The sequence below is a fragment of the Streptomyces sp. NPDC059740 genome, assembly GCF_042733155.1.
Lineage (GTDB): Bacteria > Actinomycetota > Actinomycetes > Streptomycetales > Streptomycetaceae > Streptomyces.
Genome location: NZ_JBHWGP010000003.1, coordinates 230,107 through 256,302 on the forward strand (window position 1 = coordinate 230,107; position 26,196 = coordinate 256,302).

The 26,196-nt window shown below is 72.0% G+C and carries 25 protein-coding genes and 1 pseudogene; 6 read left to right on the forward strand and 20 right to left on the reverse strand.

Features of this window, described 5'->3' with window-relative positions; translation table 11 throughout:
* Nucleotides 1-131: 131 nt before the first annotated feature.
* The 4 genes and pseudogenes from ACFV3R_RS05705 to ACFV3R_RS05720 form a co-directional block, all read right to left on the reverse strand.
* Nucleotides 132-1,604, reverse strand: a complete 1,473-nt coding sequence (locus ACFV3R_RS05705) for a branched-chain amino acid ABC transporter substrate-binding protein (RefSeq protein WP_385576025.1) — start codon at nt 1,602-1,604, stop codon at nt 132-134.
* Nucleotides 1,605-1,609: 5 nt separating this feature from the next.
* On the reverse strand, nt 1,610-3,634 hold the full coding sequence (locus ACFV3R_RS05710; protein ID WP_385576028.1) for a hypothetical protein: 2,025 nt from the start codon (nt 3,632-3,634) through the stop codon (nt 1,610-1,612).
* Between the two features lie 345 nt (nt 3,635-3,979).
* A complete protein-coding gene (locus ACFV3R_RS05715) occupies nt 3,980-4,756 on the reverse strand; it encodes a hypothetical protein (protein ID WP_385576031.1) in 777 nt (258 codons plus the stop codon).
* A gap of 199 nt (nt 4,757-4,955) precedes the next feature.
* Nucleotides 4,956-5,324, reverse strand: a pseudogene (locus ACFV3R_RS05720) (MarR family transcriptional regulator); the annotation flags it as partial.
* 12 nt (nt 5,325-5,336) lie between these two features.
* Here ACFV3R_RS05720 and ACFV3R_RS05725 point away from each other — a divergent pair.
* Both ACFV3R_RS05725 and ACFV3R_RS05730 read left to right on the forward strand, forming a co-directional pair.
* Nucleotides 5,337-5,534, forward strand: coding sequence for a hypothetical protein (locus tag ACFV3R_RS05725; RefSeq protein WP_385576033.1), 198 nt, complete (start codon nt 5,337-5,339; stop codon nt 5,532-5,534).
* Between the two features lie 173 nt (nt 5,535-5,707).
* Entirely contained in the window at nt 5,708-5,965 is a 258-nt protein-coding gene (locus ACFV3R_RS05730) for a hypothetical protein (protein ID WP_385576036.1), read from the forward strand.
* A gap of 7 nt (nt 5,966-5,972) precedes the next feature.
* Here ACFV3R_RS05730 and ACFV3R_RS05735 read toward each other — a convergent pair whose 3' ends face one another.
* From ACFV3R_RS05735 to ACFV3R_RS05745, 3 genes are read right to left on the reverse strand one after another with little or no spacing between them, the layout of a single operon-like run.
* Nucleotides 5,973-6,881, reverse strand: a complete 909-nt coding sequence (locus ACFV3R_RS05735) for an alpha/beta hydrolase family protein (RefSeq protein WP_385576039.1) — start codon at nt 6,879-6,881, stop codon at nt 5,973-5,975.
* 1 nt (nt 6,882) lies between these two features.
* Nucleotides 6,883-7,641, reverse strand: coding sequence for an SDR family NAD(P)-dependent oxidoreductase (locus ACFV3R_RS05740; RefSeq protein ID WP_385576042.1), 759 nt, complete (start codon nt 7,639-7,641; stop codon nt 6,883-6,885).
* On the reverse strand, nt 7,631-8,047 hold the full coding sequence (locus tag ACFV3R_RS05745; RefSeq protein ID WP_385576045.1) for an ester cyclase: 417 nt from the start codon (nt 8,045-8,047) through the stop codon (nt 7,631-7,633). The genes ACFV3R_RS05740 and ACFV3R_RS05745 overlap by 11 nt, the downstream gene beginning before the upstream one ends.
* A 71-nt stretch (nt 8,048-8,118) precedes the next feature.
* Here ACFV3R_RS05745 and ACFV3R_RS05750 point away from each other — a divergent pair, with 71 nt between their 5' ends.
* A complete protein-coding gene (locus ACFV3R_RS05750; RefSeq protein WP_385576048.1) occupies nt 8,119-8,997 on the forward strand; it encodes a LysR family transcriptional regulator in 879 nt (292 codons plus the stop codon).
* A 374-nt stretch (nt 8,998-9,371) separates the two neighbouring features.
* Nucleotides 9,372-9,887, forward strand: a complete 516-nt coding sequence (locus ACFV3R_RS05755; protein WP_385576051.1) for a DUF4232 domain-containing protein — start codon at nt 9,372-9,374, stop codon at nt 9,885-9,887.
* Nucleotides 9,888-9,993: 106 nt separating this feature from the next.
* Here the strand turns inward: ACFV3R_RS05755 and ACFV3R_RS05760 are convergent, their stop codons facing one another.
* The 3 genes from ACFV3R_RS05760 to ACFV3R_RS05770 form a co-directional block, all read right to left on the reverse strand.
* A complete protein-coding gene (locus tag ACFV3R_RS05760) occupies nt 9,994-11,457 on the reverse strand; it encodes an MFS transporter (protein ID WP_385576054.1) in 1,464 nt (487 codons plus the stop codon).
* 95 nt (nt 11,458-11,552) lie between these two features.
* Nucleotides 11,553-11,954 (reverse strand): hypothetical protein, encoded by a 402-nt coding sequence (locus tag ACFV3R_RS05765; RefSeq protein WP_385576057.1) that lies wholly within the window; start codon nt 11,952-11,954, stop codon nt 11,553-11,555.
* Entirely contained in the window at nt 11,951-12,361 is a 411-nt protein-coding gene (locus ACFV3R_RS05770; RefSeq protein ID WP_385576060.1) for an ATP-binding protein, read from the reverse strand. The genes ACFV3R_RS05765 and ACFV3R_RS05770 overlap by 4 nt, the downstream gene beginning before the upstream one ends.
* 267 nt (nt 12,362-12,628) lie before the next feature.
* Here ACFV3R_RS05770 and ACFV3R_RS05775 point away from each other — a divergent pair, with 267 nt between their 5' ends.
* Nucleotides 12,629-13,489, forward strand: a complete 861-nt coding sequence (locus ACFV3R_RS05775; protein ID WP_385576063.1) for a helix-turn-helix domain-containing protein — start codon at nt 12,629-12,631, stop codon at nt 13,487-13,489.
* Nucleotides 13,486-13,689, forward strand: coding sequence for a DUF397 domain-containing protein (locus ACFV3R_RS05780; protein ID WP_385576066.1), 204 nt, complete (start codon nt 13,486-13,488; stop codon nt 13,687-13,689). Before ACFV3R_RS05775 ends, ACFV3R_RS05780 begins: the two co-directional genes overlap by 4 nt.
* 102 nt (nt 13,690-13,791) lie before the next feature.
* On the opposite strand, the gene ACFV3R_RS05785 is transcribed toward ACFV3R_RS05780, so the two are convergent.
* The 10 genes from ACFV3R_RS05785 to ACFV3R_RS05830 all read right to left on the reverse strand — a co-directional run bounded on the left by ACFV3R_RS05785 (nt 13,792) and on the right by ACFV3R_RS05830 (nt 26,019).
* A complete protein-coding gene (locus tag ACFV3R_RS05785; RefSeq protein WP_385576069.1) occupies nt 13,792-14,289 on the reverse strand; it encodes a hypothetical protein in 498 nt (165 codons plus the stop codon).
* Nucleotides 14,290-14,597: 308 nt separating this feature from the next.
* On the reverse strand, nt 14,598-16,106 hold the full coding sequence (gatB, locus tag ACFV3R_RS05790; RefSeq protein WP_385576072.1) for an Asp-tRNA(Asn)/Glu-tRNA(Gln) amidotransferase subunit GatB: 1,509 nt from the start codon (nt 16,104-16,106) through the stop codon (nt 14,598-14,600).
* 28 nt (nt 16,107-16,134) lie between these two features.
* The gene (locus ACFV3R_RS05795) at nt 16,135-16,377 is read right to left on the reverse strand and encodes a hypothetical protein (protein ID WP_385576074.1); all 243 of its coding nucleotides are present in this window, start codon (nt 16,375-16,377) and stop codon (nt 16,135-16,137) included.
* Entirely contained in the window at nt 16,374-17,876 is a 1,503-nt protein-coding gene (gene gatA / locus ACFV3R_RS05800) for an Asp-tRNA(Asn)/Glu-tRNA(Gln) amidotransferase subunit GatA (RefSeq protein ID WP_385576451.1), read from the reverse strand. Before gatA ends, ACFV3R_RS05795 begins: the two co-directional genes overlap by 4 nt.
* Before the next feature lie 5 nt (nt 17,877-17,881).
* A complete protein-coding gene (gene gatC, locus ACFV3R_RS05805) occupies nt 17,882-18,181 on the reverse strand; it encodes an Asp-tRNA(Asn)/Glu-tRNA(Gln) amidotransferase subunit GatC (protein WP_385576077.1) in 300 nt (99 codons plus the stop codon).
* A 449-nt stretch (nt 18,182-18,630) separates the two neighbouring features.
* The gene (locus ACFV3R_RS05810) at nt 18,631-20,901 is read right to left on the reverse strand and encodes a putative bifunctional diguanylate cyclase/phosphodiesterase (RefSeq protein ID WP_385576080.1); all 2,271 of its coding nucleotides are present in this window, start codon (nt 20,899-20,901) and stop codon (nt 18,631-18,633) included.
* A gap of 325 nt (nt 20,902-21,226) precedes the next feature.
* Nucleotides 21,227-23,452 carry an NAD-dependent DNA ligase LigA gene (ligA, locus tag ACFV3R_RS05815; RefSeq protein WP_385576454.1) on the reverse strand — a complete coding sequence of 742 codons (2,226 nt, stop codon included), beginning with the start codon at nt 23,450-23,452 and terminating at the stop codon, nt 21,227-21,229.
* A 29-nt stretch (nt 23,453-23,481) separates the two neighbouring features.
* Nucleotides 23,482-24,495: a methionine synthase gene (locus ACFV3R_RS05820; RefSeq protein WP_385576083.1), complete on the reverse strand. Its 1,014-nt coding sequence runs from the start codon at nt 24,493-24,495 to the stop codon at nt 23,482-23,484.
* Between the two features lie 112 nt (nt 24,496-24,607).
* Nucleotides 24,608-25,297, reverse strand: a complete 690-nt coding sequence (locus ACFV3R_RS05825) for an SDR family oxidoreductase (protein WP_385576085.1) — start codon at nt 25,295-25,297, stop codon at nt 24,608-24,610.
* A gap of 179 nt (nt 25,298-25,476) precedes the next feature.
* Entirely contained in the window at nt 25,477-26,019 is a 543-nt protein-coding gene (locus tag ACFV3R_RS05830) for a TIGR00730 family Rossman fold protein (protein WP_385576088.1), read from the reverse strand.
* Nucleotides 26,020-26,196: the final 177 nt, after the last annotated feature.

Sequence of the window (26,196 nt, forward strand, 5' to 3'; positions counted from 1 at the left end):
GGCGCGTGTCTCGTGAAAGATCCGGAGCCGTCTGAACCGGTGGAGCCAGGCCAGGCGGACAGCCCCGGTACCTGGTGCCTCAGGCCGCCCCCACCCCGAGTCTCGCCCACCGGTATGCCCTCTCCTGCTCCTCAACGCCGTTCGGCCGGACTTCCGTCGGCGTTCGGCTTGCCGTCCGGGGCGGTGACCGTGACGAGCTGGGAGTGCCCGTTGTCCTTGACCCGCAGGAGGGGGATGGACTTGTTGTAAGGGTTGCCGTTCTCCATGAAGGAGAGGAAGCCGCTGCCGCCCGGCACCTGTCCGGAGCCGCGCATCTGCTGGAACATGCGCCCGACCGAGGGGCCGTCGATGTCCTTGGCGCCGGAGCCGACCGCCAGCGTGATGCCCTGGGCCACGGTGAGGACGGCGTCGTGGCCCATGATGGCCTGGCCGTCGTCCAGCGGGTCGCTGGGGAACCACTTGCTCAGGTAGCCGCCGGGGAGGAAGTTCCTGGCCGAGGGGGCGGCCACCGCGTGGGGGTTCTTGTGGTACATGTCCGGGTGGGCGAGGCCGGTGTAGAGCACCGTGAGGCCCTCGTGCGGGGTTCGGCTAAGTTCGGCGGGGGTGATGTTGGTGATGTCGTCCCCGGTCATCACGGTGAACGAGCGGTCCTGGCAGGAGCGGTTGCCGAGCGCGTCCAGGAAGGACGTCAGGTGCCTGCCGCGGCCGGCGAAGTACACGACGTCGAGGTCGGCGTAGCCGCAGAGCTGCCCGGCCATGATGTTCAGTTCGTTCTGCCAGATGTTCTCGACGGACGAGTCGTAGGTGAGCCGCGGGGCCGCCATGTGGTCCCGGTAGTCCTTCTCGAAGGCGTCACCGAGCGTCCTGGCGTAGTGGTCGCCCTTGGCCGCGTCCTGGATCAGGAGCGCCGAGGGGGTCTTGGCCTCGCCCCGCAGGTAGGCGGCGCCCGCCCTGGCCTCGTCGGCGTTGGTGGGGGCGACCCGGGCGAAGCGTTCACCGCCTATGTCGGTGGCCGTCATGATGCTGGCGACGGTGGCCAGGCCGCCGCGGGCCAGTGCCTTCTGGGCGGCCTTGTTCTCGTCGTTGCTGGGGCCGAGGCCGGCGACGGCCACGATCTTCTCGGCGTTCTTGCGGGCGAGCAGCTGGTCGACGGTGTGGCGCCAGAACAGCGACAGGCTGCCGGTGTTGGCGAGCAGCAGGCGGATCTTCGGGGAGCCCTTGCGGTCCCCTTCGTTGTAGCGGTACTGCGCGAGGTAGGCGCCCTCGAGTTCGTGGCGCAGGGAGTCGGCGGAGTTGCTGTCCTTCTCGGTGGCGGTGAAGGAGGCCAGGTAGGCGACGCTGACGTGCGGTACGTCGGCGATCTTCGCGTTCTCCTTGGCGATCCTCTCCTCGACGGCCTCGAACCCGGCGAAGTGGTAGGCCCCGTCGGTCACGCCCACGCACTCGCCGGTGGGCTGGAGCTTGACGACGCCCTCCCCGCACCGGTCCTGGCTCTCCCGCCACCAGCTGTAGCCCCAGGTGCCCAGGGCGACCAGGACGGCGAGGGCGACGACGGCCCCGGCGACGCGGAGCACGACGTGCAGCGGCCACTCGATCCTCACCATCGCGATCAGCCCTCGTTGCCCAGTTCGGGCCGCCAGTGGTGGTAGCGCTCAGACTCGTTGAGCAGGGCCACGGTGTCGGACCTCCACATCCGGGACAGTTGTATGTAGCCGTCGGCGATGACGTGGCTGAGCCGCAGCACCGGGTCGGTGAGGGGGTCGCTCCACAGCCACCGGGCGACGACGAGCCCGCGCACCACCTTCGGCAGGTCCATCGCCTCGCCGGGTGCGGAGGGGGTGAGGGAGGCCAGCAGCTCCAGCGGTGACCCCGGCTCGCGCAGGGCGTTGGGGGCTGCGGTGATCCGGTCGAACTCGCTGATCCACTCCTCGGCGCCGGCCTGCTCGGCCCGCCGGACCAGGTACGCGGTGGCCTCGCCGATCCGGTTGCCGGCGAGCCGGTGGTAGCTCTCGCGGACCCGGTCGCCGCCCTGGGCGTAGTGCTCGGCGAGCAGTTCGTGGGTGGCGCCCCAGTCGCCCGGGTTCTGGGCCAGCCGCCACAGCAGCATGCGGCGCAGCCAGGGGTGGAGGGAGGGACGCAGGCCGCCCGGGGCCTGGAGCAGCCAGCGGGCCCGCAGTTCGGTGAAGAGCCCTTCCCCGTGGGAGAGCACCTGGGTGCCGACGTAGAGGTCCTCCGCCGCCGCGCACTCGGTGAGACGGTCGCGGTCGCGGGCGTCGAAGCCGTCCAGCAGTTCGCCGAGTGCGGCGTCCACGAGCCGGGTGTTGCCCTCGCCGGACCGCAGGGTGCGTTCCGGCAGGGTGCGCAGCCACCGCTCCTGGTCGGGGCCCGGTTCCGGCGGGGCCCCGGAGTGCTGGAGGGCGCCGAGCACCTGGTGGACGGCGCGGGGCAGGCCGCGGGTGAGGCGGTGCACGAAGGGGCTGAGCCGCACGAAGGGGGCGAGGGCCTGCGGGGCCGCCTGCACCGGGTCCGCCTCACCGCGGGCCCTGCGCTCGCTGAGGAGGCGCACCTGCTGCTCGATGTGGATGCGCACCTCGCCGAGGCCCAGGTCGCGCAGCCGCAGCGGGTACCACCAGGTGTCGTCGCTGTCGCGGCTGGGGCGGTTCTCCCGCCAGTCCGCCAGGGAGGCGCGGTCGGGCAGGCGCAGCCGCCACGGCCACTGCTCGCCGGTCGCCGGTCCCCACCGGGGCAGCCACCGGTGGGAGCTGGCGACGATGGTCAGCGGGTCGGCGGTCCGCCCCGCCACCACGGTGTCGTCGTGGCGGGCCTGCAGCAGCAGGTCCAGGAAGCGCCTGCCGTACTCGGTGTGGACGTCGTGGAGCAGCAGCAGGTAGGAGCGGGGGCTGAAGGAGACGGCCACGTTGCGGCGGAGGTCCTCCATGAAGGCGGAGAACAGGACCCGGTCCAGCCGGTCCTTGTCGTCCTCGCCCCCCTGGTGGCGCCACCGGTTCAGCTCCGCCAGGGCCTCCCAGCGGTCCTGGTGCGGGATGAGGGGGTGGCGGCCGTACCAGTCGGCGACGGTGGTCAGCCGGGCGCCGGGCCCGCGCCGGCGGCTGCGGCGCTGGACCTCGCCCAGGAGCGTGCTCACCACACTGGACGCGCCGTCGGGGACGCCGATCGCGCCGCCGGCGACGTCGAGGAAGGCGGCGAGGTAGTCGCCGTACCGGTTCTCGGTGCGTTCCTGGAAGGACTCCAGGTGGCGTCGGATGCTGCGCCGGTCGTCCTCCAGGCGTGCCATCGGCAGGTCCTGGTCGGAGGCGAGGAGTCCGAGGGTGAGCAGGGGGAAGTGGGAGCGGCGGTAGCGGGGGAGCTTGCGCTCCAGCTGGCGGGCGAGGAGGCCGAGGCCGTAGCGGGGCAGCAGGGCCTGGCCCGGCGCGAAGCGGACGTAGGCGAAGGGGTGGGTGGGACCGAAGCGCTCCATGAGCACGCCGTACGTCTCGCTGGCGCCGCTGCCGCGCGGCCCGAGCAGCAGGGCGAAGGGGCGTTCCGCCGCCGGTGGCGCGGTCAGACAGCTCTCCACCAGGGAGACGATCCCCTCGCGCCCCCGGAAACCCGTGGCGCCCCCCGTTTCCGTCACGTACGCGGTTCCCCCGTTCCGTACCCCGCAGCCCTGGTGTGGGCTTCACCAGGCGTCACTCCTGGTGGGGCTGTCCATGCTCCCCGTGTCCAGGGGTGAAGTCCAGCCGGAATCAGAGGAGTTGCACTGTTGCAACCCGGGGCCTGCGGGCAGGGTGCGCACGCCGCGGAGAGTCGGCCCACCCGTACAACCTCCGCCGGGGGCGCGGCGACCGCAGACGGACGGCCGCCGCAACAGAGGTGTCCCGGCCGGGCCCCGCTGCCGTCGGGGTCCGACCGGGACACGATCGGGGCGCCGGGTGCCTGTGCGCCCGGCGGGCCGGCGCTGCGGCCGGTGCGCCGGGGGTCAGCCGGTGGCGCCTCCACCGGCTCCGGCGCCGGCTCCGGCGGGGAGCTGGGGCACGCCGGCGAGGACGCCGAAGTAGGTCAGCGCCGCGATCACGAGGCCGATGAGGCCGAGCACCACGCCGCCCCATGCCACGGAACGCACCCAGGCCGGGCCGCGACCGCTCACGCCGAGGAGGCCGACGAGCAGTGCCAGCACCGCGAAGACCGCGTTGACGAGGGCGGTGGTGTGCCACGGCTGGCCGTAGACGGCGGCGAGCTGGTCGGTGGCCTTGCCGGACTGGACCTTGATCTGGCCGACGAGGGTCTGCCGCTCGGACATGACGGTGCCCAGCCAGGTGCCGGTGACGGAGGCGAGGCCCAGGCCGGCGCTGACGACGGCGGCGACGCCTGCGCCGACCGGACTGCGACGCTGCGCCGGCTCCTCCTCCACCAGGAGGACGTCGTCGGCTGCGGCGGCTTCCCCGTCCGTCCCCGCGACGGGCTCGCCGCCGCCGGTGGCCGGCTTCTCCCCCGACATGAGCGCGCCTTCCCCGGCGCCCTTGCCGGCCTTCTCGGCGGTGCCCCCGTCGGCGGGGCTCTTGTCGGTGGTGGTCGTCCCGGCGGCGCCGGCCGGCTTCGCCGTGGCCGCTTCCTTCGGGTCGGTCGCGGCGGCCTTGCTCTCGGCCGATGCGTTCTTCGCGGACGCGGACGTCCCCGTCACGGTGTCGTCCGTGCCCGCCTCGGCACGCGCCTCGTCCTCGCGCGTGCCGGTCTTGGTCGTATCGGTCGTGTCCATGGGGCGCGACCGTAGGTGCCGCGGATGAGAGGCGTCTGAGAGCGGACAGTCCGGCGGCGGTCCCCCGGGACTCCCGGGGCCCCATGGCGGGCCCGGCCCCTGCGGAAGGGTGGCGAAGCTCACGTACGGAGCCCTTCCGCAGCCGGTGCCCCTCCCCCCGCCGGTGCCGGCCGCCGCCCCCTGCGTGGCCAGGACGCGGCTACGGGACCGTGCCGTCCCTGTGCGCGGGTCCGCCCGGTTCCGCCCCGGGTTTGGTGTGGAGGACTTCGCGGGCCTGTTCGGCGGCGTGCGCGATGCTCTCGCTGACGAAGTCGAGGAAGCGCGCGATGTTCTCGAAGCGGGCGCCGGCCGGGGGCTGCGGGCCGAGGACGCCGACGCCCTGCCGGGCGGTCTCCACGAGGTGGGCGGTGGCGTGGGCGCTGGCCATCATGGAGCGGTACCAGACGTCGTCGTCGACGACGTAGCGCTCGCGGCGCCCCGCTTCGCGTTGCCTGCGGATCAGCCCCTGGCTGTCGAGGTACGCGACGGCCTGGGAGACGGACGCGGGACTGACCTGGAGGATCTGCACGTCACCGAGGCCGTGCACGGCAGGGTCACGCTGTCCACCGAGTCCGGCGACATCTCGGTCGGCGCCGCCCGCGGCGTCTCCGCCTCCCTGGACGCCGGTACCGCCCACGGCCGCATCGACAACGCGCTCGCCAACACCGACGGACCCGCAGCCGGCCTCACCATCCACGCGACCACCGCACACGGCGACATCAGCGCCCGCAGCCTCTAGCGGCCCGTCTCGCATCGTTGACCGGGTGATCGAGGTGTGTCCGTCGGTCAGCAGTCTGCGTCGATGAGTGAGGCCCGCTGAACCTGATGCCGCGCAAGGGCAAAGCCTGACGCCCGGTCGCCGGACCACGTCGGCTGCGGGCGACCTGCAACCGCTCCGACGGGGCGATGCACATGCCCGCCGCCCTCGACCTGGCCACCGGAAAGATCTACTACCCAGTCCGCCGGCGCAAGCGGTGGCGCGAATTCCTCGGCCTGCTCAAGGCACTGCGCAAGCGCTGGGCCGGGGAGAAGCTGTACATCGTGCCGGACAGCTTCTCCCCGCACCGGCACGCCGAGGTCCGCACTTGGGCGGCTGTTGACGACAAGGTCCGCTTCACGCCCGAGTCGCCGATCCGGCAGTGGACCGCATACCGGGCCGGTTCCGCATGACAAACCACTAGCCTGTGTGGCCGGCAAGCCACTCCAGAACACGGTCCGGGTCTTTCTGGAAGTGCAGGTACCCGTCCCAGCGGCGCGTGGTGCCGTGGATCCAGAACAGCTCCTTCGGCACGTCCGAGGGGATGCCGTCGAACATGGACTGGACATCGGCCGGCCGCGTCATGAGGTCGTCGTGGACCTGGTAGACGAGCGTCGGCACCCGGACACTGCCGGCCGCACCGGTCTCGACCGGGGACATCTCGTCGAGCCCGAAGCCGGTGCGGAGTCTGATCAGCCGGTCCAGCTCCTCCATCCGCTCGGCCGGGATGCGGCGCCGCTCGAGCGTTCGCTCCAGAACCGCGCGCGGCGACAGCGGCTGGCACGCGACCAGGCAGCAGACGTCCATGAACTCCTGCGGGGCCCGCTGCATCGCGAACAGCGTGGCGTTGGCGCCCAGGCAGCGGCTGAACAGCGCGATGCGCGCCCCGCGCAGGTCAGGACGCGACCGCGCATACCGCAGGGACCCGACGACGTCGCGCGACTCGAATCTGCCGCTGGTGGTCACGCCACCGTTGGCGCCGCCACTGAGGCCGAAGTTCCGCAGGTCATAGGCGAGGACGTGGTAGCCGGCGGCGTGCAGGAGCGCGATGTCCGGCACCAAGTCGACCTCGACGTCATTGCCGGTCTCGCCGTTGACCGACCGCCAGGGCTCCAGATGGGACGGCAGCCCCGAACGGCTGAAGAACCGTGGATGGTTGACGATCACGACCCGGTCGGAGCCGGGGGCCGGCACGAACCAGCCTTCGAGTGGAATGCCGTCCTCGGAGGGGAACGTGACCTCCTCGAAGTCCAGCCCGTGCTCGGCGGGGGAGTGCAGCACGGGCGAGCGTGGCGAGGTGCTGAAACGGTCGGCGATGGCTTCGAGCATCTCAGGCTCCCGTACGTGTCATGCCACCGTCGACGTGCAGGATCTGACCGGTGATGAAGTCGGCGTCGTCGGAGACCAGGAAGCCCAGGGCGTTACCGAGGTCCGCCGCGACCGACTGACGCTTGATGGTCTGCAGCGCCGTCACACGGGCGAAGACCTCATCGGCTGTCGGGCCGTTCGGCCGGGCCCGGCCCAGGAAGCCCTGGGTCGCCACCAGGCCGGGTGCTATCGCGTTGACGGTGATGCCGCTGTCGCCGAGTTCGTTGGCGAGCGCCCGAGTCAGCGCGTGCACGGTGCCCTTGCTGGTCATGTACGCGAGGTCGCGGTTCTGGGTCAGGGTGATGCCCGAGCCGGTATTGACGATGCGCCCCCACCCTGCGGCCCGCATCCCCGGCGCGAACGCCCGGGCGAAGAGCAGGATCGACTCGACGTTGACCGCCTGCACCTTGCGCCACAGCTCCATCGACATGTGCTCAAGGTCGGTGAAGGGGAAGATGCCGGCATTGTTGACGAGAATGTCGCAGCGCCCGTACCGGTCGAGGACCGTGGCGGTCACGGCGTCGACCTGCGACGGCTCACTGATGTCACACACCAGTCCCAGCTTGTCCCCGCCGCCCGTCAGCTCGCTCACGGCGTCCACCGGGTCGTCGATGTCGACGGCGAACACGTGCGCGCCGTCCGCGGCGAGCCGCTGGCAGTACGCGTATCCGATGCCCCGGGCCGCCCCAGTCACCACCGCCGTCTTTCCGTCAAGCGCCACGGGTGAACTCCAGCCCGATCTGGGTGGCGATCGAGAAGTAGTCCTCCAAGTGCCAGGTCCGCACGATGCGGCCGTCGACCACCTGGTGGAAGTCGGCCGCCCGGAACTCGACCTCGCGGCCCGTGCCCTCGACGCCGAGCAGCTCGCCGGTGTGCTTCCCGCGGCTGACCGCCCGCACCGCCACCATGTCCCCGTTCACGACGACGTGCTCGATCTCGACGGCCAGGTCAGCGAACACACCACGAAGGTGAGCAATGCCCGCCTTCCATCCCTCCGGTCCGCCCCCGGCGCGCAGGGCCGGGACGGCCTCCCAGTCGGCCGCGAGGGCCTCGTCGACCAGCGCACTGTCACCGGTGGAGAGTGCCTCGTAGAAACGCCGGACCGCGATTTCATTGTCGTTTGCCATGGTTCTCACGGTAGGGACGCAGACTCCCGGTCATCAAAGACCTGTTCCGGAACACGTCATACCATTCAGGCATGACAGATCTCGACATTCGGCTGGTGCGCTACTTCACCACCGTCGCGTCACATCTGCACTACGGCCGAGCCGCGGCCGAGCTGCACATCGCGCAGCCGTCGCTGAGCCGTCAGATCAGCCAGCTCGAGGTCCAGGTGGGTGCGCGGCTTTTGGACCGGACGCGACAAGGCACGCGGCTCACCGAAGCGGGAGAGGCATTCCTCCCCCACGCACGCGCCCTGGTGCGCTCGGCCCAGCAGGCCACGGCCGCCGCCCGGGCCGCCGCGCGGCCTACCCGGATCACCGTTGGCTACACCGCGGGCCTGATCGTCACCCCGGTGGTGCGGGACCTGCGGCACAAACACCCCGACGCCGATGTACGCACACTGCACCTGAAGTGGAACGAGCCGCGCCAGGCACTGCTCGACCGGCGGGTCGACGCGGCGATCACCCGGCTACCGCTGCAGACCGACGGCCTGGACGTGACGCTCCTCTACGACGAGCCGAAGATGCTGCTCGTACCGGTCGGGCACCGGCTGGCGGGCAAGGAGTCGGTCACGCTCGACGACATCGAGGGCGAGCCGATCCCCCGCTTCCCGGATCCGGAATGGGACGCGTACTGGCGCATCGACCCGCGGCCGGGAGGCCGCCCCGCGCCCGACGGCCCCTCGGTCGAGACCATCGAGGACAAGCTCGAATACATAGCCGCCGGGCAGGCCGTGGCCATCATCCCAGCCGCCCTGCACACCGGCGGCACCCGGCCCGACCTCACCACCATCCCGCTGCACGGCGTCGGACCGAGCCACGTCGTCGTGGCAACCCGGGCCGCGGACAGCAGCCGACTGGTGGCCGCGTTCCGCAGGTCGGCCGTGACCGCCTTAGGGGTCCTTGCAAGATGAGCGTCCGATGAGGTCGCGTGGTCTGGTGCCGTGCATCGCAAGGCGCCGGAGAGTCCTCGTAGCGGAGCTACCAGGGCTTTTCGGCAACGCCGCGAGGTGCGGTGCCAGACCACGCGACCCGGGCGGGCATATGGCAAGGACCCCCTAGGCAGTTGATCACCTCAGAGGCTTGTTGATCCGCTGCAGCTTGCGGCCTTCCTTCATCTCGTCGGCCGGACGGACGTGCTCGTTCGACGTCCCACGGCCGCCTCATCCCCTGTGGCGAAGGCGTTACTTCGCCGTGACGCCCATAACGAAGGGGACAGACAGGCTTTGTGGTGTCAGGCAGTCGGGGCACGGCCCCACGTACCACAGCTAGACACGGAGAGCCGACCATGGGTAAGTCCACCAAGTTCGTGATGACAGTTGCCGGCGTGGCACTGGCGGGGGTCGCCGGTGTGGGTGTCGCACAGGCAGCCACACCTGTGCAGTCGGCGGACTCCGGCGCACCTTCCTCCTGCCGCCCGGCCAACCTCACGACGAAGATCACGCCGGACGCCGCCAGCGCCGGGCACCGCCACTACCGCGTCACACTGACCGCGGCGCCCGGCACCAGCGCCTGCACGCTGGCCGGCTCCCCGGACGACGTGAAGTTCTACAACAACAGCTCCCTGAAGGGCGTCACCACGAAGCCCTACGGTTCGCAGGGCACCGCGGTCACCTTCGGCCCCGGCCACCCCGTCCACTTCGACATCCAGGTGCCCAGCGCTTCCAAGGGCGCGTCGGCCAACCGGGTCGTCTTCACCCTCAAGACCCCGGGCGGCGGGGTCATCCCGGGTGACCAGGAGGCCGACGGCAGCCTGTCCGTCGACGCCGGCACCCAGATCGGCCCCGTGCAGGCCGGCGCCTGACCGACGGCCCTCAGCGAGGACTGACCGCGTGCGGCCCGCCACCGATGGTGGCGGGCCGCACGCTGCTGTGTGCCGGCGGAAGGGGGCCGGCGCACCGGCAACGCAGTCACCGGCGGACCTCACCCCGCTCCCCGAACCGGGCGAAGAGCGGCGGCGAGTACCACCCCGGCCGCCGGCCGCCCAGCCACGCCTCCACCGAGGGTGACGGTGGGCGGACCCGGCCGAGCGCGTACAGGGCGATGCCGACCAGCGCGCCCACGAGGGAGAGCCCGAAGCAGATCCACAGGGCGGTCCTGGTGCCCACGTCGTCGTCCGGCTCGATGTTGGAAGCGAGGTAGAGCAGCACCGGGGCGATCATGAACGCCGCCACCGCCCGGATCAGCTCGATGATCGCGAACACCCGCTGCACCTCGGTGGAGCGCAGGGAGAAGCCGGCGATGAACAGCGCCGGGACGACGGAGGCGCCGACGCCGATGCCGACCAGTCCCGAACCCACTGCGGTGAGCGCGGGCGTGGGCGGGGCGGCGCCGTTCATCACCGCGACGCCGGCGCTCAGGAGGACCAGGCCGACGAGGACGTAGTAGTGCAGCAGGCGAGTGCGGAAGACGACGCTGAAGACCACCGCGGTGACCACCGCGCCGCCGAACTCGGGGAGGCAGAGCAGCCCGAGGCGCAGGGAGGTGACGCGGTGCGTGAGCGTGGTCAGGGTCAGCGTGATCGCCGACACGGACGCCGCCGCCGCGCAGATGGCGGCGGCGATACCGGCGACCGGGAGGGTGCTGATCAGGCTCCGCACACACAGCAGCGGACGCCGGGTCCGGTACTCGTGGACGAAGAGGAGGACGATGAGCAGGAGGCCGCCGAAGAGCGGCGCGCAGGTGGTGGGGTCGACGAAGGGATGGGTGAGCAGTTCCGAGGCGCCGAGGAACGCGGCCACGCACCCGACGGTGGCCAGGGTGAGCGCGGGGTAGTCGACGCGGGCGTCCGGATCGGCCGGCGGGGTGTCCTGGAAGGTCAGGACGGACAGCACGAGCGCCACCACGGCGATCCCCGCGATGATCCAGAACAGCGGTCGCCAGCCGTTGCCGGAGGCCTGGCCGCCACCGACCACCGGGCCGAGCGCGACCGCGCCGAAGATGCAGATGTTCATGATCACAGCGGTGGTGCGCAGCCTGGCTGCCGGGTAACCGATGATCAGCGGCGGTACGGCGGCGATCAGCAACAGGCTGGTGCACAGGCCCTGCAGGACGTGTCCGACGATGAACATGGCGGGGACGGTCGCCGCGGCGGTGAGCACCGAGCCGATCACCAGCAGGGTCCCGTAGACGAGCAGCATCCGCCGTTGCGGCAGCCGTTGGGCGAACTGAACCGCCAGGACCGTTCCCACCGCGTAGCCGGCGTTGGCCATGCCCGAGGTCACGTTCATGGCCTGCGGGCTCATGTCCAGGTCCCTGGCGATGAGCGGGGTGACGGCTCCCAGGGCTGCCGAAAGGGCGAGGTACGGCACGAGGGCGGAGACGACCATCAGAGCCACCGCGGGGTAGCGGCCGGCCAGTGGACCCTGTCGCATCGGTCGTTCTCTCCTCGGTCGGCGGGAAGCGGCGGGCGTGCTGTGATCATGCTGGCCCGCCACCGCCGCACTCCCGCCAAGCGCAGCCGCGGGAGTCACCCGATCGACGCTCGGGCGGGTGAACCACCGGCGTCCGTCCCGCACCCCACGGCAGTCCCGGCCCCGGCGACCGTCGGCAGCACGGAGACGGGTCTGGTCAGCAGCGTCCACCGGCACCGCTCCCCGCCGAACCGGAAGACGTAGGGCCTGCCGCGACGCAGCGCGACCACGGCCTCCTCCATACCGCGGTGGTCGCCGAGCCAGGCCCAGACCGTGGCGAACACCTCGCGGTCGAGGGTGAAGGCGATGTCGCGGGCCGTCTCCCGCATCCAGGTCACCGCCTGGCCCGGGTAAGGCGTCGTCACACCCTGCGGTGCACAACACTGACCCCCGAACACCTCGGCGAGGCCGGAGCCGGTCCGGTCCAGGTGGCACCAGTAGGTGCGAGGCAGCGTCACACCGCCTCCCGGCGAGGAGGCGTGGCCCGCAACTCGCACCAGACGTCCTTGCCGCCCGCGGTCCGTACCGCTCCCCAGGCGTCGGCCAGCTCCGCCACCAGCCACAGGCCCCGCCCGCTCTCGGCGCCCCAGTCCGGCTCCCGCAGCGTCGGCAGCTCACCGCTGGCGTCGCTGACCGTCAACCGGACGCGGTCAGGGCGGCGTTCGAGCGTGAGTGCGCACTCGGAGGAGTCGGTGTGCCGGACCACGTTGGCCAGCAGCTCCTGGACGCACAACACCGCGTCGTCCACGAGCCTTTCGAAGCCCCAGAGTCGGAGGTGAGCCCGCACTATGCGCCGCACCCCACCCGACGCCGGCCGCTGCACGGCCAACTCCTGGCGGAACTGCTCGCTTCGCGCTTCTGCCATGAGGGCCATGGCTCCTCCAGAGATCAACTGCGGGGCATCACGCAGGGGATGCGCTCTGTGACGAGTTGAGCGCTCACCGCTACGAGCAACAGAGTGGACCTACCTGAGCCGTATCCGCAACTTGGTCAAGCTACAAAGTTGTAGATCTGCAAAACCGGCTTAATCCGGAGTCATATGCGCTGGGTTGGAGATTCCTCGGTCGCCTACGGGACACTGTCGCGACCACCACCGGGAGAGGTAGTCATGCCAGGTCATCCACGGCCCACTGTGCGACGACGTCGCCTGGGCAGCGAGTTGCGGAGGCTCCGCGAGGCCGCCGGCGTCACGTCCGAGCAGGCGGCCGAACGCATCGGCGGTGACAAGTCGAAGATCTCGCGCCAGGAGAACGGCCGCCAGGGCGTCACGAAGCTGGAGATCGAGGCGTTGCTCGATCTCTACGAGGTGAGCGATGCCAAACTCAGGACCGCTCTGGCCACCCTGGCCCGCGAGGGCCGCCGCAAGAGCTGGTGGGCTCCGTACAGCGACATACTGGACGAACGGTTCCAGGAACACTTGAGCATCGAGTCGGACGCCGTCCGCATGCTCCTCTTCCAGCCTCTCCTCATCCCCGGACTCCTGCAGACCCGGGAGTACGCCGAGGTCTCCATCCGCGGGGAGACCGATTCGACCTCGGACGGACAGGTCGACTCCCACGTGTCGGTACGGCTCGGTCGGCAGCGGGTCCTGCAACGCGAGAACCCGCCCCAACTGGTCTGCATCCTCGACGAGGCCGCGATCCGGCGCTGTATCGGAGGGCCGAAGGTCATGGCCGGGCAGCTCCACAAGCTCATCGAGGTGAACAACCCGCCACGCCTGTCCATCCAGGTCGTCCCGTTCAGCCAGGGAAGTCACGCCGGTCTCGACGGCGCCTTCAGCATCTACTCGTATCCCGATCCGATGGACCTGGACGTGGTCAGCCTCGGGTATCTCGACGGCCTGCTCTATCTGGAGGAAGATGGCCCTGTCGAGCGGTACAAGCTGGCCTTTGACCAACTCCGCTCCAGCGCCCTACCGTCACGCCAGTCAATGGACCTGATCACGCAGGTGGCCAGGGACCTGGAAAAGCCAGAGGACGGGTACACCGGATGATGCGGCACGACCTCCCCGAGGACCAGTGGCGGAAGTCCTCCTACAGCCCTGACAACGGGCCGAACTGCGTCGAGGTGCAGACGACAGCAGGCGGACGCATCGCCGTCGGCGACAGCAAGATGCGTGCTCTGGGTGCTCACACCTTCCCGGCCGGTCAGTGGCAGAAGTTCATCGACGCGCTGCTGACCGGGGCGCTCTGACGACGCTCCGGTTTCACGAGGAGCCCACCGGTTGCCCGTGTCGCTTGCGTGATGAGCCCCGGCCCCCACCCGGAGGCCGGGGCTCACCTCACGCCCCGCCCCTCACTCCTCGGACTTCTCGGCCCGGCTGACCTGGCAGGTGTACCAGAGTTCCTTCGTGCTGGTGTTGGTGAAGTGGTACGAGGCGGTGTAGTCCTTCGTGTCGCCGGGCCCGACCACGACGGTGGACTGGTGCAGTCCGTACGCCTTGCCGTCGGCGGGCTTGGCGTGCATCCAGTTGATGGCGATCCGGTAGGAGTAGGTGCTCTCGGAGGCGGTGTTGGTGACGGAGACGTCCGCCTTCAGCTCCTTGGTCCCGTTGTCGTAGCGGCAGTCGTTGACGGTGACGTCGTCGCGGCCGTCGGGGTCGAAGGGCTCCTCGGTCGGCTCCTCGGTGTAGTCCGAGCCGCCATCCTCGTCGCCGTAGTCGTCACCGCTCAGCGAGGTGTCTTCGTCGGTGGGTGAGGCGCTGGGCGCGGGCAGGCGCGGGGTGGGGTGGAGCTTGGCCTCGACGGACGACACGGCACCGCAGCCCGTCATGGTCAGCAGTGCGGTCGACACGGCCGCGACCGTGCCCGCGGCTCGCAGCCGTCGCCTACGTACGTCACTGTGGCAGGTCATTGGCCCGCTCCCCCGTGTTCAGACGCCCGCCAGGGCGCTGTGTGATGTGTGATGCGCGCCGCGGCGGTTCGTCCCACGCCCGGCACCTGGAATGCTCATGCCACGCTAACAGTGGACGCGATCACCGTGGGCCGGAGGGTGGCGCCTGATCTGCAACCGGGGAGCGCACGCGCGGACCCGCCCTCATGCACGAGGGCCGGCACCCGCCGTGTGACGGGTACCGGCCCTCGTGCCGGACGGGTGCGGGCTCAGCCCTCGACGCCCAGCTTCTCCAGGATCAGCTCGCGGACGCGGGCGGCGTCGGCCTGGCCGCGCGTCGCCTTCATCACCGCGCCCACCAGGGCACCGGCCGCAGCGACCTTGCCGCCGCGGATCTTGTCGGCGATGGCGGAGTTGGCGGCGATGGCCTCGTCCACGGCGGTCCCCAGCGCACCCTCGTCGGAGACGACCTTCAGGCCGCGCTTGTCCACGACGGTGTCCGGGTCGCCCTCGCCGGCCAGCACACCCTCGATGGTCTGGCGGGCCAGCTTGTCGTTGAGCGAGCCCTCCTTGACCAGGGCGCACACCCGCGCGACCTGCTCGGGGGTGATGGGCAGCGCCGTGAGGTCGACGCCGTCCTCGTTGGCACGGCGGGCCAGCTCACCCATCCACCACTTGCGGGCGGCGGCGGAGTCGGCCCCGGCCTCGACGGTGGCGACGATCGGGTCGACGGCACCGGCGTTGAGGATGGACTGCATGTCGTGCTCGGAGACACCCCACTCCTCCCGGAGCCGGTTGCGGCGCACGCGGGGAAGCTCGGGCAGTTCCTTGCCCAGCTCCTCGACCCACTCGCGGGCCGGGGCGACCGGGACCAGGTCGGGCTCGGGGAAGTAGCGGTAGTCCTCCGCCTCCTCCTTGATCCGGCCCGAGGTGGTGGAGCCGTCCTCCTCGTGGAAGTGACGGGTCTCCTGCACGATCGTGCCGCCGGAGCTCAGAACGGCCGCGTGGCGCTGGATCTCGAACCGGGCGGCGCGCTCCACGGACCGCAGCGAGTTGACGTTCTTCGTCTCGCTGCGGGTGCCGAACTTCTCCCGGCCGTGGGGGCGCAGCGACAGGTTGACGTCGCAGCGCATCTGGCCCATCTCCATGCGCGCCTCGGAGACGCCCAGGGAGCGGATGACCTCACGGAGCTCGGCCACGTAGGCGCGGGCGACCTCGGGGGCGCGCTCACCGGCGCCCACGATGGGCTTGGTGACGATCTCGATGAGGGGGATGCCGGCCCGGTTGTAGTCCAGCAGCGAGTGCGAGGCGCCGTGGATGCGGCCGGTCGCGCCACCGATGTGGGTGGACTTGCCGGTGTCCTCCTCCATGTGGGCGCGCTCGATCTCCACGCGGAAGACCTCGCCGTCCTCCAGCTGCACGTCGAGGTAGCCGTCGAAGGCGATCGGCTCGTCGTACTGGGAGGTCTGGAAGTTCTTCGGCATGTCCGGATAGAAGTAGTTCTTCCGGGCGAAGCGGCACCACTGCGCGATGGAGCAGTTCAGCGCCAGGCCGATCCTGATCGCCGACTCGACGCCGGTCGCGTTGACGACCGGGAGCGCGCCGGGCAGGCCCAGGCAGGTGGGGCAGGTCTGCGAGTTCGGTTCGGCGCCGAGCGCCGTCGAACAGCCGCAGAACATCTTGGTGGCGGTGCCGAGCTCGACGTGGACCTCAAGCCCCATGACGGGCTCGTAGGTCTCCAACGCCTCCTCGTACGGCACCAGTTCAGTGACGGTCACGGAAAACTCAACCTCTCAACTTCCGCCGTCAGCCGGCGAGGACGTCGTCGTCGCCCAGGCGGCCGAGCTCGCGGACGAGGATGGCGACGCCGGTGACGATGGCGATGCCGGAGACCGCCGCGTCCAGCAGCCGCAGCGTGTCCTGCTCGGTGCGGGCCTGACGGGCCTGCTTGAGCACGCCGAGGGCGCCGAACAGGGTGGTGCCGATGGACAGGTACGTGCCGGCCTTGGACTTCTTGAAGTTCTTGGCCTGCGAGAGCTTTCCGCTCATAGGGAAGGTGCCTCCTCCAGCAGCGAGTGACCCAGGCGGGTCTGGAAGGCGGCCTCGACCGCCGCGCCCACGCGGTACAGCCGGTCGTCCGCCATGGCCGGTGCGATGATCTGCAGGCCCACCGGGAGCCCGTCCTCGGGGGCCAGGCCGCAGGGCAGCGACATGGCGGCGTTGCCGGCGAGGTTGGTGGGGATGGTGCACAGGTCCGCGAGGTACATCGCCATCGGGTCGTCGGTGCGCTCACCGATCGGGAAGGCGGTGGTCGGCGTCGTCGGCGAGACGATCACGTCGACCTGCTCGAAGGCCTTCTCGAAGTCCCGGGTGATGAGGGTGCGGACCTTCTGCGCGGAGCCGTAGTACGCGTCGTAGTAGCCGGAGCTGAGCGCGTAGGTGCCGAGCATGATGCGCCGCTTGACCTCGGGGCCGAAGCCGGCCTCACGGGTGAGGGCGGTGACCTCCTCGGCCGAGCGCGTGCCGTCGTCACCGACCCGCAGGCCGTAGCGCATGGCGTCGAAGCGGGCCAGGTTGGAGGAGCACTCGCTGGGCGCGATCAGGTAGTACGCGGCGAGCGCCGCCTCGAAGCTGGGGCAGGACAGCTCGACGATCTCGGCGCCCAGCTCGCGCAGCAGCTCCACGGACTCGTTGAACCGCTGCACCACGCCGGCCTGGAAGCCCTCGCCGGCGAACTCCTTGACCACGCCGACGCGCATGCCCTTGACGTCACCGTTGCGGGCGGCCTCGACGACCGGCGGCACGGGGGCGTCGACGGACGTGGAGTCCATCGGGTCGTGACCGGCGATGGCCTCGTGGAGCAGCGCGGCGTCCAGCACGGTACGGGCGCAGGGGCCGCCCTGGTCCAGCGAGGAGGAGAAGGCCACCATGCCGTAGCGGGAGACCGCGCCGTAGGTGGGCTTGACGCCGACGCTGCCGGTGAGCGCGGCGGGCTGCCGGATCGAGCCGCCGGTGTCGGTGCCGATGGCCAGCGGGGCCTGGAAGGAGGCCAGCGCCGCGGCGGAGCCGCCGCCCGAGCCACCGGGGACGCGGGTGAGGTCCCAGGGGTTGCCGGTCGGGCCGTAGGCGCTGTTCTCGGTGGAGGACCCCATGGCGAACTCGTCCATGTTCGTCTTGCCGAGGATGACGACGTCGGCGGCGCGGAGCCGCTTGGTGAGCGTCGCGTCGTACGGCGGGATCCAGCCCTCGAGGATCTTGGAGCCGACGGTGGTCGGCACGCCCTCGGTGGTGAAGATGTCCTTCAGGGCCAGCGGCACGCCGGCCAGCGGGCCGAGCTTCTCACCCCGCGCCCGCTTCTCGTCCACGGCGCGGGCCTGGGCGAGAGCGCCCTCCCGGTCGACGTAGAGGTAGGCGTGCACCTTCTCGTCCACGGCCTCGATGCGGGCCAGGTGCGCCTCGGTGACCTCCACCGCGGTGACCTCGCCGGCGGCGATGCGGGCCGCGGTCTCGGCGGCGGTGAGCCGCGTCAGGTCCTTGACGTCCTTCATCTCGCTCACGCCTCCTCCCCCAGGATCTGCGGCACCTTGAATCGCTGCTGCTCCTGGGCGGGGGCGCCGGAGAGCGCCTGCTCGGGGGTGAGCGACGGACGGACCTCGTCCGCGCGCATGACGTTGGTCAGCGGCAGCGGGTGGGAGGTCGGCGGTACGTCTTGGTCGGCGACCTCGGAGACGCGGGCTACCGCGCCGATGATGTCGTCGAGCTGTCCGGCGAAGTGATCAAGCTCTTCGTCCCGCAGCTCCAGACGCGCCAGCCGGGCGAGGTGGGCGACCTCCTCGCGCGTGATGCCAGGCATGCAGCGTTCCTCGGGGTGAGTTCTTCGTGGCCGGGGCCGTCGTCAGCGGTGTGCGGTGGGCGGCGGCGACCCGGCGTTCTGGTGTGGTGCCGTCCAATCCTATGGGTGCGGGGTCCCCGGGGGCGAAACCGAATCCCGCGGGGAGCGGCGACGGCGGGTGCGCGGGAGCGCGTCCGCCGGGATCACCCCGCGGGCGGCGGCCGGCGACCCGGCGGGCGGAGCTCCGGGAGGGTGGGGCGGGGGACGTCGTGGGGCCGCGTGGACGAGCCCCGGCGAGGCCCGTCGCCGAGCGCCTCCGCGCCGGCCCGCGGCCGGGCACCGCGGCGCACCTGCGGCCCGGGGCCCTGGGGTCGCAGCGCCGTGGGGTCCGGCGCCTGGGGTCGCAGCGCCGTGGCGGGCCGCTGGCCGTGACGGGGACTCCGGCAGCCGCGGGCCCGGTCAGCGAAACGTCACTGCACGGGGCGGTCCGCGCCCTGCGCCATGACGGTCGAGACGCTCTGGCTGATCGTCGTGGCGGCCGTGGGGGGTGCCCCCGCGGAGCCGCCCGCCCGGTGGCTGCCGCAGCGCAGGGGGCTCGTCGAGCGGCCGGGCGCCGGACCCGTGGCGCCGGGGACGACGGACGGTTGCGCCTGCGCGCCGGCGGCCGGCGGTGCGCCCGGGACCGCGCGGGGGGAATGAGGCCGGCGCCCCTCGCCGCGGGCGCGCAGCCAGGCGGTGGTCTCCTCGGGCGGCATCGCCGCCGCGACCAGCCAGCCCTGCACCGCGTCCGCGCCCAGGTCGCGCAACCGCCCCCAGGTCTCGTCGTCCTCGACGCCCTCGGCGACGACCAGCAGGCCCAGCGAGTGCGCGAGGTCGAGGGTGCAGCGGACGATCTCGGCGTCCTCCGGGTCGACGGCGAGCCGGGCCACGAAGGAGCGGTCGATCTTCAGCTCGCTGACCGGGAGCCGCCGCAGGTGGACCAGGGAGGAGTAGCCGGTGCCGAAGTCGTCCAGGGACATCTTGACGCCGTGCGCGGTGAGGCCGTTGAGGGTGTCGGCGGCACGCTGCGGGTCCTCCAGGAGGACGTGTTCGGTGATCTCCAATTGCAGGGCGGAGGGCGGGACGCCGTGCCGGGCCAGACGGGCCGCGACGGCGCCGGCGAAACCGGGGCTGTGGACGTCGCGCGGCGAGACGTTGACGGCGACCGGGACCTCCAGGCCGTCTGCCCGCCACCGGGCGACCTGGCCCAGCGCGGTCTCCAGGACGTACTCGGTGAGGCGGGGCATCAGTCCGGAGGACTCGGCGATCGCGATGAACTCGTCCGGGGGGACCTTGCCGCGCACCGGGTGCACCCACCGCACCAGCGCCTCCAGCCCGCTGACCCGGCCGTCGAAGCCGACCTTGGGCTGGTAGTGGAGGGCGATGTCGCCGGCGTCCAGGGCGCGGCGCAGGTCCCCCAGCAGGCCGAGACGGTCGGGGGTGTTGCGGTCGCGCTTGGCCTCGTAGAGCTCCACCCCGCTGCGGTCGCGCTTGGCCTGGTACATGGCCACGTCCGCGCGGCGCAGCAGGCCCTCCGCGTCGAGAGCGTGCTCGGGGAAGACGGCGACGCCGGCGCTGGCCTCCAGGACGAGGATGAGGCCGTCCAGGTCGAGCGGGGAGCCGAGCGCCGCCACCAGGTGGCGGGCGGCCCGCTGTGCACTGGTGAGGGAGTCGACGACGGGGAGGAGGACCGCGAACTCGTCGCCGCCGAGGCGGGCGGCCTCGGCTCCGCGCGGCAGCGCGCGGCGCAGGCGGTCGGCGATCTGGAGCAGGAGGCGGTCCCCGGCGAGGTGGCCGAGGGTGTCGTTGACCGAGCGGAAGCGGTCGAGGTCGATCAGGACGAGGGCGGCGCGCTGGGACTGGCGTTCCGCCGCGTCCAGCGCGGTCCACGTCCGTTCCAGCAGCCACTGGCGGTTGGGGAGTCCGGTGAGCGGGTCGCGCAACTGCTCCTCGGCCCTGGCCCCGGCTATCCACAGGGTCGAGTCGAGGGCTATGAGGGGGACCGCGAAGAGCGGGAGGAAGCCCGGGGCGTGGGAGGCGACCACGACGACGAGGGGGGCGCTGCCGAGCAGGGCGATGCCGATGAGCGCCTGCCGCCCCAGGGCCGTCCTGGCGATGGTGGGGACCCCGGAGTCGTGCGGCGCCACGGTCAGCCACAGCAGCACCCGGCTGACCAGGAGGTAGACCAGGGCACAGGTGAGGATGCGGGGCAGGGCGGCCAGGCTCCAGGCGACGGGGTGCCAGGGCAGGTCGCCGGTGGGCAGGGCGCCGAAGCCGGCCTGGCAGAGTGCGGCGGCGCCGATGCCCACGACGTCCGTCGCGCCGTGCAGCACCGCCTCGCGCTGGTGCCGGCGCCGCACCAGGCCCGCCGGCAGGATCAGCGCGAGGGTGACCAGGACCGAGGTGACCCAGCCGTAGAGCAGGAGCGCCGCGACGCTGAGGGCGGCGCCGGAGCCCGAGCCGACCCACTCGTCGTTCCGGCCCAGGACCACGAGGTGGACGGCGAGGAGGCCGGTCAGGACCACCACGCCCCAGCCGGCGGCGGCGCTCGGGTACAGCGCCGCGCCGCTGCCGGCGGCCCGTACCGCTGCCGCCGCGAGCACGGTCACGGCGACGACCAGGACGGCGGTGGGGAGCGCCGGCAGGAGGGAGCGGCCCAGGTCCTTCTTCACTGCGCCCGTCCGGTCAGTGGGGCCTGCCACGGCACCGTCCGGCGTCGGTGGGCGGCGCAGCCCACCGGGGCGCCGGCCCCGCCGCAGTACCGTTCCGGCGCCCGGCGGTGCGCGACGGCGCGGGCCGCGACCGGGGGGACGCTCACAGTGAAAGGACGCTCCAGCAGCGACGCCCGTGCGGCGCTCTCGGTCGGTTTCATTCCGATCCCTCTCACAGCCGGCTGAGCCCGCGTCAGGGCAGGCGCATGCCCCCACAGTAAGCCGCCGGGGGCCGTGTGGGGCGACGGTCGTCCGCCGTTACGCGAATGCGACACAGGGGCCGGTAAGCGTCTGGTATGCGCCGTGGCAGCGATGCTCATTCCTCCTCTTCGGGGGCGACGGCCACGGCCCGGGCGGCGTCCGGCCCCTGTTCCAGCAGGACCGCGAAGCCGTCGTCGTCCAGGACGGGGACCTTCAACTGCATGGCCTTGTCGTACTTCGACCCAGGGTTCTCGCCCACCACGACGAAGCCGGTCTTCTTGGACACGGAACCGGTCACCTTCGCCCCGAGGCGCTGGAGCGCCTCCTTGGCGCCGTCCCTGGTGTGTGACTGCAGTGTTCCCGTCACTACGACGGTGACCCCTTCAAGCGGACGCGGACCGTCATCTTCCGGCCGTTCTTCCGCCATGCGGACCCCCGCGTTCCGCCACTTCTCGACGATCTCGCGGTGCCAGTCCTCGGCGAACCACTGCTTCACGGAGGCGGCGATGGTGGGGCCGACGCCCTCCGTCGCCGCCAACTCCGCCTCGTCGGCCTCCCGGATGCGGTCGAGGGAGCCGAACTCGCGGGCCAGGGCCTCGGCGGCGACCGGGCCGACGTGCCGGATGGAGAGACCGACGATCACCCGGGCCAGCGGACGCTCCTTCGCCGCCTGGATGTTCTCCAGCATGGCGAGGGTGTTCTTCTTCGGTTCGCCCTTCTGATTGGCGAAAAAGGTGACCACCTTCTCCTCGCCCGTCTTAGGGTCGCGCTTGGGCAGACCTGTGTCCGGATCCAGGACGTAGGAGCGGATGGGCAGCAGCTGCTCCACGGAGAGGTCGAAGAGGTCGCCCTCGTCGCGCAGCGCCGGCTCCTTCGGTTCGAGGGGCTGGGTGAGCGCGGTGGCCGCCACGTAGCCGAAGTTCTCGATGTCCAGGCTCTTGCGGCCGGCGAGGTAGAACAGCCGCTCGCGGATCTGGGCGGGGCAGGCGCGGGCGTTGGGGCACCGCAGGTCGACGTCGCCCTCCTTGGCCGGTTGCAGCGGGGTGCCGCACTCGGGGCAGTCGGCGGGCATCACGAACTCGCGCTCGGTGCCGTCCCGGAGGTCGACGACCGGACCGAGGATCTCGGGGATGACGTCGCCGGCCTTGCGCAGCACCACGGTGTCGCCGATGAGGACGCCCTTGGCCTTGACGACGTCCTGGTTGTGGAGGGTGGCGAACTCGACCTCGGAGCCCGCGACGGTGACCGGCTCCACCACGGCGTAGGGCGTCACCCGGCCGGTGCGGCCCACGCCGACGCGGACGTCCACCAGCTTGGTGTTGACCTCCTCGGGCGGGTACTTCCAGGCGATGGCCCAGCGCGGCGCCCGGGAGGTCGAGCCGAGCCGGCCCTGCAGGCGGATCTCGTCGAGCTTGACGACGGCACCGTCGATCTCGTGCTCCACGGCGGTGCGGCGCGTCTCCTGGTCGCCGTAGCGGCGGATGAAGTCCCGCACCTCGGCGACCGTCTGCACGACCTCGTAGCTCCTGGCGGTGGGCAGCCCCCACTCCCGCAGCAGCTCGTAGGCCTCGGACTGGCGCTGGATGTCGAAGCCCTCGCGGGCGCCGGTGCCGTGCACGACCATGTGCAGCGGGCGGCTCGCGGTGACCCGCGGGTCCTTCTGGCGCAGCGAACCCGCGGCGGCGTTGCGGGGGTTGGCGAACGGGGGCTTGCCCTCGGCGACCAGGCGTTCGTTGAGCTGGAGGAACTTCTCCATGGGGAAGTAGACCTCGCCGCGCACCTCCACCAGGCGCGGCACCCGCTCCCCCGACAGGCGCTGCGGCACCTCCGCGATGGTGCGGATGTTGGGGGTGATGTCCTCACCCGTGCGGCCGTCGCCGCGGGTGGCGGCCCGGGTCAGCCGGCCGTCCTCGTAGGTGAGGTTGACGGCGAGGCCGTCGACCTTCAGCTCGCACAGGTAGTGGTAGCCGGCCTGCTTCGCCTCGCCGCCGAGTTCCGCGGCGACGCGGTCGGCCCAGGCGCCCAGTTCCTCGTCGTCGAAGGCGTTGTCCAGCGAGAGCATCCGCTCCCGGTGCGCGACTTCGGTGAACTCCGTCTCGTACGCACCGGCGACCTTCTGCGTCGGGGAGTCGGGGGTGCGCAGCTCCGGGTGGCGCTCCTCCAGCTCCCCAAGGGCCCGCAGCAGGCGGTCGAACTCGGCGTCACTGACGACCGGGGCGTCCTTGACGTAGTAGCGGAAGCGGTGCTCCTCGATCTGCTCGGCGAGCCGGGAGTGCTCCTCCCGAGCCGCCGCGGGCACCGCGGTTCCCGTCGTCTCCTGGGCGTGCTGTTCGCCGGCCACCTTCGTCCTCCCGTTGTCCTTGAGTGCGGTCACTCAGGGTTGTCGGCGAGGGATCTCGCCGCCCGGACGCAGTGCTCCAGGGCCGCGCGGGCGTACGCCGGCGATGCCCCGGCCAGCCCGCACGACGGGGTGACCGTCACCGACTCCGCGAGGAGCCCGGGTGACAGCCCCAGCCTGCGCCACAGCGTCCTTACCCCCATGACGCTACCGGCAGGGTCTGACAACGGGGTGCTCACGCCCGGCACCACGCCCGCGAACAGCGCGGTGCCCGCCTCCACCGCCTCACCGATCACTTCCTCGTCACGCTCGGTGAGGAGGGAGAAGTCGAAGGAGACACCCGTGGCACCGGCCCGCCGCAGCAGCGCGAAGGGCACCGAGGGGGCGCAGGAGTGCACCACGACGGGTCCGCCGTCGGCGACCGCGACCAGGTCGCGCAGCGCCGACTCCACCACCGCGCGGTCCACGGCGCGGTGGGTCCGGTAGCCGCTGGCGGTGCGGACGCTGCCGGTGAGCACCGCCGTCAGCGAGGGTTCGTCGAGCTGGAGGACGGGGGTCGCGCCGGGGACGCGGCGGCGCAGTTCGGCGAGGTGGCCGCGGAGTCCCTCGGCGAGTGAGGCGGTCAGGTCGCGGCAGGCCCCGGGGTCGGCGAGCATCGCCTCGCCGCCGCGCAGTTCCAGGGCGGAGGCCAGCGTCCAGGGGCCGACCGCCGACACCTTCAGGGCGCCCTGGTAGCCCTGGGTGAACTCCTCCAGCGCGTCGAGGTCCTCGCCCAGCCACGAGTGGGCGCGCCGGGTGTCGCGTCCGGGGCGGTCGCTGATGCGCCAGCCGCTCGGTTCGACGTGGGCGTAAAGCTCCACCAGCATGCCGAGGGTGCGGCCGATCATGTCGGCCCCGGGGCCGCGGGCGGGGAGTTCGGGCAGGTACGGCAGCGTCTCCAGCGACCCGACCACGGTCTTGGCCGCCTCCCGGGCGTCCTCGCCGGGCATCGAGCCGATGCCGGTGGCGGTGCCTGCGGGCCAGGGGTGCTTGCTGTTCTCGGTCACCCGGAAAGCGTATGCGGTGGGCGGGCCGGGGAGGGCGCGTGGTGTCCCGCACCCGCCGGCGGTCGGGCGCCGGCGGGTGCGGGGGACGTCAGGCGGCCGGGGAGGGCACCGGTCAGCGGCCCGGGCGTACCGAGAGGTCGTTGATCTCCGCGTCGCGGGGCAGGTCCAGCGCGGTGAGGATGGTCGTGGCGACCGACTCGGGGTCGATCCAGCGGGAGGCGTCGTACTCCTTGCCCTCCTGCTGGTGGGTGCTGGCCTGCATGGGCGTGGCGGTGCGGCCGGGGTAGACGGAGGTGACGCGGACGCCGTTGCCGTGCTCCTCCTCGCGCAGGGCGTCCGCGAGCGCCTTGAGGCCGTGCTTGCTCGCCGCGTAACCGGCCCACTGGGCGTGGGCGTGCAGGCCGGCGCCGGAGTTGACGAAGACCAGGTGGCCCTTGGCGAGGCGGAGCTGCGGCAGCAGGAGGCGGGTGAGTTCCGCGGGGGCCACGAGGTTGGCGGCGAGTTGGCGCTGCCAGCTCTTCACGTCGAGTTCGCCGACGAGGCCGAGTTCGATGACGCCGGCGATGTGGAGCACGCTGTCCAGCCGGTCGGGCGGGCTCTGGTGGCCGAAGGCCCAGGAGAGCTTCTCGGGGGTCGCGAGGTCGCCCACCAGCGTGTGGGCGCCGGGGAACTGTGCGGCCAGCTCCTTGGCGCGGCCGGCGTCGCGGGCGAGCAGCCACAGTTCCTCGTCGCGGGCGTGGAGGCGCCTGGCGACGGCCGCGCCGATGCCCGAGCCGGCGCCGGTGATCAGATGCGTACCCATGGGGCGATCCTAAGCGCTCCCCCTGACAGCCGGCGGGCCCGGGGCCGCGGGCGGGAGGGAGGCGGGAGCGGGCCGCGTCACCGGTGGGCTGACGGCTCCCGCCCGCAGGGCCGGCCGCCGGGCGGGACGGGCGCCCTCCGGCGGGACGGCGACGGCCGCCGGTGGGCTCGGGAGGCCGGTCAGCTCTGGAAGCCGGCCTGCTCCTCCAGGTAGGCGAGGGCACCGACGGGCTCCTCGGCGAAGAAGACCAGTTCGGCCAGCGGCACGGGGAGGAAGCCCTCCTCTTCCATGCGCTGGAACTGCTGCTTGAGGCCGTCGTAGAAACCGGCGGCGTTCAGGAGCACCACGGGCTTGCCGTGCAGGCCGTGCTTCTTGAGCTCCAGGATCTCGGTGGCCTCGTCGAGCGTGCCGGTGCCGCCCACCATGATGACGACGGCGTCGGCGCGGGAGAGGAGAAGTGCCTTGCGTTCGGCCAGGTCGCGGGTGACGACCATCTCGTCGGCGCCCGGACGCGTCTTGTGGGCGAGGAACTCCACCGAGATGCCGACGAGACGGCCGCCCGCCTCCTCCACACCGTCCGCCATGACCTTCATCAGACCCGAGTCGGAACCGCCCCAGACGAGCGTGTGGCCGCCCTTGCCGATGAGCTCGGCGAACTGCCGGGCGGGGACGGTGTAGCGGTCGTCGAGGTCGGCGGCGGAGCAGAAGACGCAGATGTTCATGGGCGCAACTGTACGGCGGCGTCCACGGTCGCCGCCGCGTGGCGGGCCTCGGGCGGAGGGGGGAGGCACAGCGGCCGGGGGGGGGGGGGGGGGCCCCCCCCCCCCCGGCCCGGGAGCGGTGGGGCGGGGGGGGGACGGCCCCCGGCCCCCCCCGTGGCGGGGCGCCCCCGGGGGCAC